The organism is Providencia sp. PROV236 (assembly GCF_033676985.1).
GTDB lineage: Bacteria > Pseudomonadota > Gammaproteobacteria > Enterobacterales > Enterobacteriaceae > Providencia > Providencia manganoxydans.
Genome location: NZ_CP096297.1, coordinates 4,310,640 through 4,324,542, shown reverse-complemented (window position 1 = coordinate 4,324,542; position 13,903 = coordinate 4,310,640). Strand labels below are relative to the sequence as shown.

General features: G+C 42.8%; 12 protein-coding genes. 2 read left to right on the top strand and 10 right to left on the bottom strand.

All coding sequences use genetic code 11. The features are described 5' to 3' along the window. Positions 1 to 194 precede the first annotated feature (194 nt). Positions 195 to 1,721 carry a glycerol kinase GlpK gene (glpK, locus tag M1E96_RS20135; RefSeq protein WP_140182912.1) on the bottom strand — a complete coding sequence of 509 codons (1,527 nt, stop codon included), beginning with the start codon at positions 1,719 to 1,721 and terminating at the stop codon, positions 195 to 197. A 24-nt stretch (positions 1,722 to 1,745) separates the two neighbouring features. After that, entirely contained in the window at positions 1,746 to 2,591 is an 846-nt protein-coding gene (locus tag M1E96_RS20130; RefSeq protein WP_070927429.1) for an MIP/aquaporin family protein, read from the bottom strand. Positions 2,592 to 2,895: 304 nt separating this feature from the next. Here M1E96_RS20130 and zapB point away from each other — a divergent pair, with 304 nt between their 5' ends. Then, on the top strand, positions 2,896 to 3,135 hold the full coding sequence (zapB, locus tag M1E96_RS20125; protein ID WP_070927431.1) for a cell division protein ZapB: 240 nt from the start codon (positions 2,896 to 2,898) through the stop codon (positions 3,133 to 3,135). Between the two features lie 306 nt (positions 3,136 to 3,441). On the opposite strand, the gene rraA is transcribed toward zapB, so the two are convergent. The 7 genes from rraA to priA form a co-directional block, all read right to left on the bottom strand. After that, a complete protein-coding gene (gene rraA / locus M1E96_RS20120; protein ID WP_140182914.1) occupies positions 3,442 to 3,966 on the bottom strand; it encodes a ribonuclease E activity regulator RraA in 525 nt (174 codons plus the stop codon). Positions 3,967 to 4,054: 88 nt separating this feature from the next. Next, a complete protein-coding gene (locus M1E96_RS20115; protein ID WP_272580758.1) occupies positions 4,055 to 4,975 on the bottom strand; it encodes a 1,4-dihydroxy-2-naphthoate polyprenyltransferase in 921 nt (306 codons plus the stop codon). 372 nt (positions 4,976 to 5,347) lie between these two features. Then, positions 5,348 to 6,682, bottom strand: a complete 1,335-nt coding sequence (gene hslU, locus M1E96_RS20110; RefSeq protein WP_070927435.1) for an HslU--HslV peptidase ATPase subunit — start codon at positions 6,680 to 6,682, stop codon at positions 5,348 to 5,350. An 11-nt stretch (positions 6,683 to 6,693) separates the two neighbouring features. Next, positions 6,694 to 7,224, bottom strand: coding sequence for an ATP-dependent protease subunit HslV (gene hslV, locus M1E96_RS20105; RefSeq protein ID WP_070927437.1), 531 nt, complete (start codon positions 7,222 to 7,224; stop codon positions 6,694 to 6,696). Positions 7,225 to 7,628: 404 nt separating this feature from the next. Beyond that, positions 7,629 to 8,450, bottom strand: coding sequence for a cell division protein FtsN (gene ftsN, locus M1E96_RS20100; RefSeq protein ID WP_319067987.1), 822 nt, complete (start codon positions 8,448 to 8,450; stop codon positions 7,629 to 7,631). 74 nt (positions 8,451 to 8,524) lie between these two features. Further along, positions 8,525 to 9,553, bottom strand: coding sequence for a DNA-binding transcriptional regulator CytR (gene cytR / locus M1E96_RS20095; RefSeq protein WP_140182916.1), 1,029 nt, complete (start codon positions 9,551 to 9,553; stop codon positions 8,525 to 8,527). 331 nt (positions 9,554 to 9,884) lie between these two features. Next, entirely contained in the window at positions 9,885 to 12,083 is a 2,199-nt protein-coding gene (gene priA / locus M1E96_RS20090; RefSeq protein ID WP_319067986.1) for a primosomal protein N', read from the bottom strand. A gap of 353 nt (positions 12,084 to 12,436) precedes the next feature. On the opposite strand from priA, the gene rpmE reads away from it, so the two are divergent. Beyond that, entirely contained in the window at positions 12,437 to 12,652 is a 216-nt protein-coding gene (rpmE, locus tag M1E96_RS20085; RefSeq protein ID WP_004265313.1) for a 50S ribosomal protein L31, read from the top strand. Between the two features lie 232 nt (positions 12,653 to 12,884). On the opposite strand, the gene M1E96_RS20080 is transcribed toward rpmE, so the two are convergent. Then, the gene (locus tag M1E96_RS20080) at positions 12,885 to 13,628 is read right to left on the bottom strand and encodes a hypothetical protein (RefSeq protein WP_319067985.1); all 744 of its coding nucleotides are present in this window, start codon (positions 13,626 to 13,628) and stop codon (positions 12,885 to 12,887) included. Between the last annotated feature and the right edge of the window lie 275 nt (positions 13,629 to 13,903).

The following is a 13,903-nucleotide window of genomic DNA, read 5'->3' as shown; positions in this document are numbered from 1 at the left end:
CTGGTCTCCATTTTAGTGAAAAATAGGCTTAATTTTATTTAAATTCGCTATTTATTTTTCAATAATGAGGCAGCGGCGTCTAATTTATTATTAATACACTAATAAGCTAATTATTTGATTTATAGGGTGTAATGAACAAAAAAGCAACACCGAAGTGTTGCTTGATTGGTTAGAAAAAATGGATTAAAGCTGTATTAAGCACGATCTTCCCACTCTTGTGCTCGAGCCACCGCTTTTTTCCATCCCTCATATTTGTAGTTGCGTTCTGTGGTTTCAATACCTGGTTTGAATACACGCTCAATCGTTGCTTTAGATTGCAACTCATCAAGGCTATTCCAGAAGCCAACCGCTAAACCGGCGAGGTAAGCCGCACCTAGCGCGGTACTCTCACGTACCTCTGGACGCTCCACTGATGTTCCTAGAATATCAGCTTGGAATTGCATCAGGAAGTTGTTGGCAACAGCACCGCCGTCAACGCGTAATGCTGCTAAACGTGTTTCTGCATCTGCTTGCATAGCATCTAGCACATCACGTGTTTGGTAAGCGATGGATTCCAGTGTTGCACGAATGATGTGATTACGGTTAGCACCACGTGTTAAACCAAAAATAGCACCACGTGCATACGGATCCCAATAAGGAGCACCTAAGCCTGTGAAAGCAGGAACGACATATACACCGTTGCTATCTTTTACTTTAGTCGCAAAATATTCAGAGTCAGTAGATTCGTCGATCAGTTTCAGCTCATCACGTAGCCATTGAATTGATGCTCCCCCAACAAAGACCGCACCTTCGAGAGCATAATTCACTTCGCCTTTAGGGCCACAAGCAATGGTGGTTAACAAGCCATGGTTTGAACGAACCGCGGTTTCACCGGTATTCATTAATAAGAAACAGCCTGTACCATAGGTATTTTTTGCCATACCTTGTTTAACACACAACTGACCATAGAGTGCAGCTTGCTGGTCACCGGCAATGCCTGAAATAGGAATACGTGTACCGCCCTTACCACCAATATTGGTTTGTCCGTAAACTTCAGATGATGGACGAACTTCTGGCAACATGATACGTGGAATATTTAATGCTTTAAGGATCTTGTCATCCCATTCCAGATTACGAATGTTAAACAGCATAGTACGTGAAGCATTGGTATAATCTGTGACGTGAACACGGCCTTGGGTCATTTTCCAGACTAGCCATGTATCTACAGTTCCAAACAGTAGCTCACCTTTTTCTGCGCGTTCACGAGCACCTTCTACGTGATCTAAAATCCATTTAACTTTGGTTCCTGAAAAATATGGGTCGACAACGAGCCCCGTATTTTGACGGATATATTCCTCTAATTCTTTATCGTTCTGTTTCAGATGAGTACAGAAGTCAGCAGTACGGCGACATTGCCAAACAATGGCATTATAAACCGGTTTACCGGTTGCTTTTTCCCAAACAATGGTCGTTTCACGTTGGTTAGTGATACCAATGCCTGCAACTTCATCTGTACGAATATCTGCTTTAGCTAGCACTTCCACCAATGTTGAGCTTTGTGATGCCCAAATTTCCATTGGGTCGTGTTCTACCCAACCTGGCTTAGGGTAGACTTGGGTAAATTCACGCTGGGAGATACTAATAATATTGGCGTCATGGTCAAGTACAACGGCCCGCGAACTGGTTGTTCCCTGATCAAGAGCGACAATATATTTTTTCTCGATATTGGTTTCTGTTGTCATAATTTAAACCTGTTCCGGTAATGATTAAGCGTTTTTACTAGATGTTTTTACTGATTTTTCATCTTTTTTCGTATGGACGAAGCTTGGTAAATGACGAGAGATCAGTGTGCGATATGCAAATGCACCAATTAATCCACCTACAATAGGTGCAATGAGTGGTACTAAGAAATAAGGAATTTCACGGCCGCCAGTTAATGCGATATCACCCCAGCCAGCCAAATATGCCACGACTTTTGGTCCAAAGTCACGGGCAGGGTTTAGTGCGAAGCCTGTCAACGGGCCGAATGAACCACCAATGACTGCAATTAAAATACCGATCAGTAGCGGTGCTAAAGGCCCTCTAGGGATACCGTTACCATCATCGGTTAATGCTAGAATCAGACATAGCAGGATGGCTGCAATCACAACTTCAATAAAGAAGGCATGTAGTTCAGTCAGCTGTGGAGCTGGATAAGTTGAGAACACCCCCGCAGTAAACAAGCTTTCTTGTGTACCTCGGATAATGTGATGCACTTGGTCATAATCAACAAAGACAGGTGAATACATAAAGTAAACTAAAGCAGCAGCGAAGAAGCCTCCTAACATTTGTGCAACAATGTAAGGGGTAACTTTATGTCTTTCAAAACTTGCGAATAGCCATAGTGCAATAGTGACAGCAGGGTTTAGGTGAGCGCCCGAAATCCCTGCGGTGAGGTAGACGGCAAGGGCAACACCAAAGCCCCAGATGATACTAATTTCCCAGAGGCCGAGCTGTGCTCCTGCGATACGGACAGCTGCTACGCAGCCTAAACCGAAAAAGACGATAAGTGCAGTACCTAAAAATTCGGATATGCACTGACCGCTGAGTGTAGTTGTGGTCGTTTGGCTCATATCTTTCTATCCTACGAAAATTAAAATTATTGTAATGTTTTTCAGAGTAAGATTTTCAAAGTGAAAACCTATAGTGTAAATTTATCGTTAATGAGCGCAAACGAGAAATATCGAAATTGAAATATGTGTGTTACATCACCAAAACGAAAGAAAACGACCAAAAATAGTGATGCAATCGACCTTTGCTATGTGATCAGACCAGTGTTTTAAAATACGGTATCTTGGGAATCGGAGTCAAGCTACTAGACACAGAGGATCATGCTACTTACAATCGTAAGTAAAGCTTACAAGGGAGATCAAAAGAATGTCATTTGAAGTATTTGAGAAACTAGAATCAAAAGTTCAACAAGCGATTGATACCATCACATTGTTACAAATGGAAATCGACGAACTGAAAGATAAAAATAACGCGTTGGCTCAAGAGTTAGATAATGCAAAATCAGGCACTGAATCACTGGTGCGCGAAAATGAACAGCTGAAACAAGAGCAGCAAACGTGGCAAGAGCGTTTACGTGGGTTGCTTGGCAAGATGGAAGAAGTCTAAAATATCTTTCATATTTCGTGCCGCAGCGTTGTTGGCTTTTCTCGGTTACTCGAATCGCATACTTATGTGTGCTCATCGGAAAGCCTTCAATCGTCGCCTAGCTGCAACACGAACTGTTTAGGGTATTTAGGTATGTAATGTATTTGATGATGTTAAGCTGATTTTGGTATTTGTAGATGACATATTAATAGCAATGGAAATTTTTCTGGGGCTTAGTCTATGAATGTTGCAAATGGCTCTATAAAAAGAAGGGCTGATAACAAAATCAGCCCTTCTTTTTTTTAATTCGAATCAGTTTATTGAGCGTTAGAGATCTTCTTCGTCAATAACTTCAAAACCACTGCTATCTTGTGTGGAAAGCGGCTCTTCTGACAAAATAATACCAGTATTATCAGCGTATAGATAATCGCCAGAGAAAAAAGTGACCCCACCAAAATTGACACGAATATCGCTTTCGCCAATGCCTTCATCTGGGCAACCTGCTGGCATCGCTGCGATGGCTTGGATCCCTAAATCAAGTTCCATCAATGCATCGACCTGACGTACCGCACCATATACTACGATGCCTTCCCAGTGGTTATCCATGGCTAAGCGCGCCAATTCAGCATCAATCAGTGCTTTGCGTACGGAACCACCGCCATCAACGAGAAGAATGCGACCATGGCCGTCTTCTTCCAGCAAATCATACAGTAGGCCGTTATCTTCAAAGCACTTGACTGTAATGATTTGACCGCCAAATGAAGTACGTCCACCAAAATTGGAGAAAAGGGGTTCTACCACGTTAACGCTTTCTTGGTAGATATCACAGAGTTCGGAAGTATCATATTTCATAGTGTATGGTCTTTTTTTGCTGCAAGAGAAGTAAAGTATATCCCTTTTAAGAGGTGATTGGCAAAATTCACCTCTTAAAAATAAACAACTAATTGCTCAATACTACGCCAATGGAAAAGAGAATGTTAGTGAATAGTGCCGCTTTTACCATATTTTCTAGCATGGGGCGCATGCCCTCTGGGGTTGGATCGCTCAAGACACGGCGAACATGGTTCATTAACATAGGGACGGCGAGAAGGAATAGCCAACACGCCCAGCCATGCATATAGAACAAGTTAAAGAACGTTAAGCATAGAATGGCGATAATAATGATGATTGCGTGATAGATTCGAGAGCCTTGAGGCCCTAAACGTACCGCTAATGTATTTTTACCCGCTTTAACATCATTTTCGATATCGCGCATATTATTAATATTCAGAACTGCAACTGAAAGCAGCCCGCACGCTGTAGCAGGTAGTACAGTGATAATATTAAAAGTATTCGCTTGTAAGTAATAAGTTCCGATGACGCTGAGCCAACCGAAGAATATCAGGACAGAAATATCGCCTAACCCAAGGTAACCATAAGGTTTTTTACCAACGGTGTAAGTGATAGCCGCAACGATGGCCACCAATCCCAACACCAAAAAGCCAATCGCATCTTCAGGTTTTTCACACGCAACGATAATTAATAGAATGCCTGAAATGCAAGCTGCAATAATATTAATTTTCAGCGCTTTTTTCATATCAGCCTGAGTGATGACTCCTTTTTGCATCCCACGTAGGGGACCAATACGTTCTGCTGTATCGGAGCCTTTAACTGCATCACCGTAATCATTGGCAAGATTGGACAATATTTGCAGCAAACCTGCGGTAATTAGGGCTAATAGCGCGACAGGCCACTTAAAATTGCCCGTTAAATAGGTGAGCGCGGAGCCAGTGATAATCGCAATAACCCCTAAAGGCAGAGTCTTAGGACGTAAACTTTCTAGCCAAGCCTGCTTGCGGCTAATAGAAGTAGATGAGCTCATTCAATAATTTCACAGGTTTATACTCGTCATACTTCAAGTTGCAGCGTTGTTGACTACGCTCACTCGCACCAGTCACATAGTTACTATGCTTCTGGCGACTCGTTCACTTGTCGCCTAGCTGAACTTCGAATTATTTAGAGTCTATTATGTTCAATAAGATTAAAAGCCCCCGCATCAATAAAGTTGCGATGGGCTAAATAACTGTCAGTTTCTAAAGTACAGCCATGGTTCAATGGCTGTACTTGATTAGACGTATACTCGTTATATTTCAGGTTGCAGCGTTATTGACTTCATTTATTTGTCGCCTCGCTGCACCTCGAATTATTCAGAGCATGATATTAAGGATACATGAAAACCTGATAATTAATAAGATTATAAAATAAATCTACTCAGATCTTCGTCAGCCACCAGCTCATCTAAATGCTGTTTAACATATTCTGCATTGATTTGGATGGTTTGGCCGCTACGTTCGCTGGCGTCATAGGATATTTCTTCCATTAAACGCTCTAGCACCGTGTGTAGACGACGTGCACCGATGTTCTCTGTTGATTCATTGACTTGCCATGCAGCCTCAGCAATACGGCGAATACCATCTTCTGTGAACTCAATAGTCACACCTTCGGTTGCCATCAATGCTTTGTATTGCTCAGTCAAAGAGGCATTGGGTTCAGTCAAAATACGTACAAAATCTTCAGTGGTCAGTGCTTGTAGTTCAACACGGATCGGCAAACGACCTTGTAATTCAGGGATCAAATCCGATGGACTAGAAACTTGGAAGGCACCTGATGCGATAAAGAGAATATGATCTGTTCTTACCATGCCATGCTTAGTGGAAACAGTACAACCTTCGATCAATGGTAATAAATCACGCTGAACACCTTCACGGGATACATCTGGGCCAGAAGATTGCCCACCACGTTTACAGATTTTATCGAATTCATCGATAAATACGATACCGTGTTGTTCAACCGCTTCAATCGCTTGCTCTTTTAACTCTTCTGGGTTAACTAGCTTAGCGGCTTCTTCTTCAATCAACAGCTTAAATGCTTCTTTGATTTTCATCTTGCGTGCTTTTTGTTTTTGCCCCGCAAGATTCTGGAACATGGATTGTAATTGATTGGTCATTTCTTCCATGCCAGGAGGAGCCATGATTTCAACACCCATTGGTGCCGCTGCAACTTCAATTTCAATCTCTTTGTCATCTAGCTGGCCTTCACGTAATTTCTTACGGAATGATTGACGCGCAGGGGATTGCTCATCAACAGGCTCAGATTGACCCCAGTTATTTTTTGCTGGTGGGATTAATACGTCAAGAATACGTTCTTCGGCCAGTTCTTCAGCACGGTAGCGATTTTTTTCAATCGATTGCTGGCGTACCATTTTAATTGCTGAATCAGCTAAATCACGAATGATAGAGTCAACTTCTTTACCGACATAACCGACTTCAGTAAATTTTGTCGCTTCAACTTTAATAAATGGTGCGTTGGCGAGTTTTGCCAGACGGCGAGCGATTTCTGTTTTACCTACACCAGTTGGTCCAATCATTAAAATATTTTTCGGTGTCACTTCATGGCGCAGCGTTTCATTCAGCTGCATACGGCGCCAGCGATTACGTAATGCAATAGCAACAGAGCGTTTCGCATTATTTTGGCCAATGATGTGGTTATCGAGTTCGCTAACTATTTCGCGTGGAGTCATTTCGGACATACTGGCAATCCTTATGATTTTGAAGAAATTTCTTCAAAGTTTACATTGTGGTTGGTATAGATACAGATATCACCGGCGATCGAGAGCGCTTTTTCCGCGATTTCACGTGCGCTTAAATCTGTATTTTCAAGTAAGGCGCGTGCTGCGGATTGCGCATATGGGCCACCTGAACCTATAGCAATTAAATCATTTTCTGGCTGAACAACATCACCATTCCCCGTAATAATGAGAGAAGTATGTTCATCAGCGACAGCAAGCAGTGCTTCTAGTTTGCGCAACATGCGGTCAGTACGCCAATCTTTTGCTAATTCAACAGCTGCTTTAGTTAAATGGCCTTGGTGCAATTCAAGCTTACGTTCGAATAGCTCAAAAAGTGTAAATGCGTCGGCAGTGCCACCAGCAAATCCTGCAATAACTTTGTCGTTATATAAACGACGAACTTTGCGGACATTGCCTTTCATGACGGTATTACCCATCGTCGCCTGCCCATCTCCACCGATTACGACTTGGCCATTACGGCGAACACTTACGATTGTTGTCATGAGTTAGCCCCTGGTTATATGACGAAAAAATATGCGGCTTAAATACTCGTTATACTTCAAGTTGCAGCGTTGTTGACTACGTTCTCTCGCGCCAGTCACATACTGATGTATGCTCCTAGCGACTCGTTCACTTGCCGCCTAGCTGCACCTCGAATTATTTAGAGTATTGACTCGTTATACTTCAAGTTGCAGCGTTGTTGACTACGTTCTCTCGCGCCAGTCACATACTGATGTATGCTCCTAGCGACTTGTTCACTTGTCGCCTAGCTGCACCTCGAATTATTTAGAGTATAAATTTTCAAACTACCAACTTTCATAAATTGGTAGCTTGAACATGCAAAATACTGTTACAGCCACTCTTGATAGTACGTTAAAACAGTACATGGGGGAGGGGGTTATATTTTTCAACCCCCAGAGGCACGAAGAATACATCCTGATACACCAACACCACTTGCTCGATCACGCATTTTTTCAGCGGTAGACTTAGAATATGGACCAAGTATGATGCGGTGCCAACCGCCACCAACAGTGACTCGGCTTTCAATACCAGAAAATGCGAGTGTTGCACGAACAGATTCTGCCTGCTCCGCTGTACGGAAAGAACCACACTGTACCAACATATTTTGCAGATTATTCGCAGGTTTACTTTCAGTTTGCGTGGCTGGCGCTGATTGCGCAGGCTGAGCTGGTTTTGGCTCAGGTTTCGGCTCTGAAGGCGTGACAGGTTTACGCTGCACCGGTGGATTAACGGGTTGCGTTGGCTCATTAATGATCACCTGTGACCGTGGTACAGGTTGCCCGTTATACGGAACTTCTTGTAAGTTGGTGACAGGGCCGCGTCTATCGGAGTCAATTTGCTCTAATAGCTGACGTTGTTCCGGCGTCAGATCAGATTGGCGCATAATATTGCTACCTGACTTATTTTGCTGCTGGATCTCAGGGAGATCTACGCCGCGACGTTCAAGCTCTTTAATATAACGCCAACGCTCTTCTGGTTTAGGAGGTAAGGTATTTACCGGAGCTGATGGCGTATGCGCCCCTGTACTTTGAGGTGATTCTTGTTTGTTGTGAGTGATATAAAAAAGGCCGCCGACAAATAGAACAACAATCCCAACCGCAACAACGAGTGTCGTTAGAGGAAGACCTTGTGCTTTTTTTGCTTTGCCTTTACTGGTTTTACGGCGGGCAGATGAGCGCCCGCGAGCTACATAATCTTTTTGTGCCACGCTGTTACTTCACTAGGTTATTGTATGTCAGTTATTATCTCACTTTATATGTTACTTAACCTGAACGAGTTTGCCTAGCTTTTAGGCGCTTTAGTGCTTTCTCTAATGATTAAATCAGAATCTAAGAGGCGTGAACCAGGAGTTACACTATTGCCTTGCAGCTGTTCAAGCAGCAATAACATGGCATGGCGGCCTATTTCATCGCGTGGATGGTTAATGGTTGTTAGCGGTGGCAAGGTATATTTTGCTTGTTCAAGATTATCAAACCCAACGATAGAAAGATCATCTGGTAGTATTAATCCTAATTTTTTGGCTTGCCACATGGCACCGATTGCCATGATATCACTGTGGCAAAAAATCGCTGTTGGTGGCTCTGGTAGTGAAAGTAATGCCTTTGCGGCTTCAGCCCCACTTTCATGACTAAAATCGCCTCGCACAATATAGTGTTCGCGTAGTCTTTCACCTGTGCGTAGCATGGCTTTTTTATACCCTTCTAAACGATATCGGCTATGAGGCATATGTTCAGGGCCGGCAATACAAGCAATCCGTTTATGACCTAATTTTTGTAAATAATGTGTTGCATTAAATGCAGAGGTCAAATTATCAATATGGACGGTAGGTAATTTAAGGTCGGGAGAGAATTCATTAGCCATGACGATAGGCGGGAGATTCTTTTGTTCTTCCGTTGACACATCAAAGGGGAGGTTCGATCCTAATAAGACCATTCCATCAATTTGTTTAGTAATAATAAGGTTAATAAACGCATTTTCTTGCTTTTGTTGATGCTTGCAATCGCCTATCAGCACAAAATAACCTTCTTCAGCAGCGACTTTTTCTAAACCGCAGATCACATCGCTAAAGAAAGGATCACTGATATCAGGCACGATCGCCAAAATGGTTTTTGATTCATTGCGTTTATAGCTTCTTGCAAGGTTATGTGGATAGTAACCAACATCCATCACCGCCTGTTCCACTTTCTGGCGTGTCTGCAAGGAAACTTTTTCAGGGTTCATTAAAGTTCTGGAAACGGTTGCCGTTGATACGCCTGCTGCATTAGCAACATCTTTCATGGTTGCAGTACCATTTTGTTGTTTTTGTTCCACAACGCCTTCCTTACGTTAGTTAATCGTTTGCTTTTTTGCATGGCGTAAAGACGTCATCGCATCAAGTTACGAGTTATTCTAATTGGTTTAATAATAATATCTGTTACCTAGTTTACATAAAAACTGTGACTTGAGTCATTTTTTAGAGCTGCTTCGCAAATATTGAAAATAATTCACAAGGCAACCGTTTTTAGCTTATTTAATGATAAATATTTGGCTCTATAGCGGTGAGTTGTTTGCGCTATTTGATTTAGTTACGATATTTTTACTCTCATAAAAAGAAATATGATACGTAAACATGTTTTGAGTGATTTATCTTTGATAGATAAGGCTAGCCATCAGTAGGATCGACATCAATATTCCATTTCACTTTGCGACTTTCTGGCTGGCTTTGTAGCTCAGGTAGAAGTTGCGCCGTAAATTTTTGCAAATAGCCACGAGAAGGGTGTTGTAGTAACAGTTGCCAGCGGAAGCGGCCACCGCGTTTAGCTTGAATTGCTGGAGCGGGTCCTAAGATCCATAATCGAGGATCACTTTGTGGGTGTTCAGAAATATAATGGCGTACTTTCTGTAGAAACTGCTTTGAATCTTGGTTGTTGTGATCTTCTGAACGGATCAAAATATGGCTAGAAAAAGGAGGAAGCATGGCAATTTGGCGTTCTTCCATCGCTTCTTTAGTGAATGCATCATAACCACTTTCTAATAATGTCTGTAGTAATGGATGTTCCGGATGGTGAGTTTGTAAAAACACCTCACCTTGCTTGCCCGCGCGGCCAGCTCGTCCAGACACTTGCACGTAAAGCTGAGCAAAGCGTTCAGCGGCTCTGAAATCACTCGAAAACAGCGCTCCATCAACATCAAGTAGCGCAACTAAGGTGACATCTGGAAAGTGGTGTCCTTTGGCCAACATCTGTGTGCCAATCAAAATACGTGCACCACCCGCATGGACTTCATTTAAATGTTGTTCTAATTCACCTTTACGGCTAGTGGTATCACGATCAATACGTGTTACCGGAACGTTAGGGAATAATTCAGTGATCCCTTCTTCGAGCTGTTCGGTTCCCATCCCCACAGGAACGAGGTGTGTGGAGCCACAATGTGGGCATTGTTTAGGAACCGGACGTTGGCTATCACAATGGTGGCAACGTAGCTGATGAAAGTTCTGATGCAAAGTATAGTAGTGATCGCAACGTTGGCATTCGGCTATCCAACCACATTCATGGCAAATCAGTGCAGGGGCATAGCCGCGACGGTTTAAAAATAAGATTACTTGGTTGTTTTGTGCTAAGTGCTCTTGAATATGTTTAACCAATAAATGTGATAAGCCAAACTTGAGTGGTTGGCCTTTAAGGTCGATAAGATGTTGAGTTGCAGGGCGTGCGTTTCCTGCGCGTAGTGTTAAGTTCAGTTGGCGATATTTCTTTTGCTGAACATTAAATAATGTTTCTAGAGAAGGCGTAGCCGTTCCCATAATAATAGGAATGTTTTCCTTTTTTGCACGGAAAACTGCGAGGTCGCGTGCATGGTAGCGCCAGCCATCCTGTTGCTTGTAGGAACTATCATGCTCTTCATCGATAATGATAATGCCCAAGCGAGAAAAGGGAGTAAATAGTGCAGAGCGTGTACCAATGACAATGGCATTCGAACCCTGTTTTGCGCGTAACCAGACAGCAAGGCGTTCGCTGTCATTTAGCCCTGAATGCAGCACATCAACAGGGGCGTTGAAACGTTCGCGAAAACGACTAATTGTTTGCGGTGTTAAACCGATTTCAGGCACTAAAACTAATGCCTGTTTACCTTGCGCTAAAATATTTTCTAATACACTGAGGTACACTTCGGTTTTACCAGAACCAGTGATACCCGCAAGGAGCCAAGGTGAAAAAGTATCATCTTCAGCACGGATGGCACCGACGGCGGTAGCTTGTTCGCTATTGAGGCGTAAGCGTTCTCCACTGACAGAAAATTGAGATTGCCATTTTTCTGCTATTGGCTGAACAGGGTACAGGTTAATGTAATCTTTCTTTTTCAGCGACTGAAGCGCGCTTTCGCTCAATTCCAGTTCATTGACTTGGTGGCGATAAATTGCACCACGACGCAATAAAGCCAGAGCTTGTTGCTGTTTTGGCGAACGTTTTAATTCGTTAAGATCGACACTTTCGCCAAGTGCAGTTACCTGCCATTGCCAAATTGGCGAAAACTCAGCGGCCTTGCCTTGACGTAATAGAATAGGTAACGCATGAAAGAGAACTTCACCAATGGGGTAGTGATAGTACTGCGCTGACCATAATAGCAATTGCCATAGGTCGTCAGGGAAGAGGGTTTCATTATCAAGCACAAGCTCAACGGATTTCAGTTGGTCTTCGGGGAGTTCGCTAGTATGGCTGTGGTTAACCACAATGCCTAGAGCTTGCCGTTTACCAAAAGGCACCATGACACGACCGCCAATTGGAGGGATCGGCATATTGTCATCTAAGCAATAATCAAAAGCGCGATTTAAAGGAACAGGTAAAGCCACCTGAACGACGATCATATCTAGTATTCCGTCTAGTTTTTGTGCGATAATAGTAAGATTGTCTGGTTAGAGTATCATAAAAAACTCTACTCTAAATAATTCGAGATGTAGATAAGCGACAAGTGAAAGACCAGTAAGACAGACGGGGAGCATAGACAAACTGTGTGGCTCGGCTCGCTGAGGTTAGTCGATACCTCTGCATCTTAAAGTATGGCGAGTATATGCAGTTTTCATTGCGCGATAAACATATTTTCTGTATGATCCGCCGCCTTTGGTATCTAATTTTGCCAATAAACATTTTTAATCAACACGACGTGTGGTGTCCGGCGTTAGGGCTGGAATGGCGACACGGCCTTAATAGAGGTTCTCCCATGAAAAAAGGTATTCACCCTAAATACGAAGAAGTTACTGCTACTTGTTCTTGCGGTAATGTTATGAAAATCAATTCAACTGCGGGTCACTCACTGAACCTGGACGTTTGTGGTAACTGCCACCCGTTCTATACTGGTAAACAGCGTGACGTTGCGACTGGTGGTCGTGTTGATCGCTTTAACCAACGTTTCAGCATCCCAGGTTCTAAGAAGTAATAAAACCTACAGATGCAAAAAAGGGAAAATACGTTTTCCCTTTTTTTATGGAAGAAATAAACCGTTAGAGATGGTCACCCACACCAAACACATACCATTGTTTCTGATCTTCGCGTTTGATTTTACCATGTCGATATCGGTTTTATCGGTCACTTGCCCACATCTAAATAGCGATAACTGGAGCACAGTACAGATAGAAGCGCACTCTCTAAAGAATACGCATTAATCACATTTAGCGTTTTTTACATGGCGCTGGGGCATATTGTGCATTTGCGGGAAAAGGATTAGCTTCACAGTCAGGGAGCTGTTCACGAACTTCAAACATTGCAAAACCAATGACACCAATATTACGTTCATCACCTTGAATATTTTGATTTACATAAGAATTCTCAGGGGTAGCAAAGCGGAAAGCTGCGACGTGATCTTGGCTTTTACGGAATCCTTCAATGGTTACCTCACTCTTTGGGCGGATCAGATAACCACTATTTTGATATGAGCCTGCACGGCCATTGAGTACATCGATACCATCAACCGTTGTGACCACTTCATAAGTTCTATTTCTATCGGTATTGGCGATGGTTAATTGATAACGCTGTCCCTCTTTGGCGGGTAAAATATACTGGCCTTGATGATTACGATAGATTGGCATTTTATAGCCACGTTGGTCAGTGACTTTGATTTCCAATGGAGATAGTGCGATGTAATTCATGGTTTGAATGTGCGATGGTATTGATTCTCCGCGGTAATAGATAGTGGCAGTATCAAAAGGTGAGTTGGTTAAACGTGATGCATTCACGGTTGTTACAGCAGAATTAACATCTTCACCCCATTGAGTACCTAATTTTTTGGCTGAAGATTGAATATCAGCGGTTTCTCGGTACTTTTGTGAGTTTATGGCGGAATAGTTTGTGCATCCAGCGGTAATGAGTAACGCAGTACCAATTAGCCCCATCAAAGCCTGATTATATCGATTCATTACATTACCCTTCATGATTTTTGTTATTCGTTGTGAGTAGGAAATAATGCTGGGAGTGTAAAATTACGGATCGTGTAAAGCTTGAGGGAGATTCTGAATTGCGAATAATTCAGAGGAATCTAAACCGAAGTAGATCTCCAAACCCTTTCAAGTTGCAGTTTTGGTTGACTGTACTCAGTTAGCCGGATCATAGAGTTTATCTATGCTCTTCGTCTACCTTCGTTTGTCGCCTAACTGCAACTCGAATTGTTTAGAGTGGAAAAAACGCTACGTCA

What these genes read in the sequence shown, in the direction of transcription:
- M1E96_RS20130 (WP_070927429.1), bottom strand. Translation starts at nt 2,591, where the DNA reads ATGAGCCAAACGACCACAACTACACTCAGCGGTCAGTGCATATCCGAA.
- M1E96_RS20115 (WP_272580758.1), bottom strand. Translation starts at nt 4,975, where the DNA reads ATGAGCTCATCTACTTCTATTAGCCGCAAGCAGGCTTGGCTAGAAAGT.
- M1E96_RS20080 (WP_319067985.1), bottom strand. Translation starts at nt 13,628, where the DNA reads ATGAATCGATATAATCAGGCTTTGATGGGGCTAATTGGTACTGCGTTA.
- zapB (WP_070927431.1), top strand. Translation starts at nt 2,896, where the DNA reads ATGTCATTTGAAGTATTTGAGAAACTAGAATCAAAAGTTCAACAAGCG.
- rraA (WP_140182914.1), bottom strand. Translation starts at nt 3,966, where the DNA reads ATGAAATATGATACTTCCGAACTCTGTGATATCTACCAAGAAAGCGTT.
- priA (WP_319067986.1), bottom strand. Translation starts at nt 12,083, where the DNA reads ATGATCGTCGTTCAGGTGGCTTTACCTGTTCCTTTAAATCGCGCTTTT.
- hslU (WP_070927435.1), bottom strand. Translation starts at nt 6,682, where the DNA reads ATGTCCGAAATGACTCCACGCGAAATAGTTAGCGAACTCGATAACCAC.
- hslV (WP_070927437.1), bottom strand. Translation starts at nt 7,224, where the DNA reads ATGACAACAATCGTAAGTGTTCGCCGTAATGGCCAAGTCGTAATCGGT.
- rpmE (WP_004265313.1), top strand. Translation starts at nt 12,437, where the DNA reads ATGAAAAAAGGTATTCACCCTAAATACGAAGAAGTTACTGCTACTTGT.
- glpK (WP_140182912.1), bottom strand. Translation starts at nt 1,721, where the DNA reads ATGACAACAGAAACCAATATCGAGAAAAAATATATTGTCGCTCTTGAT.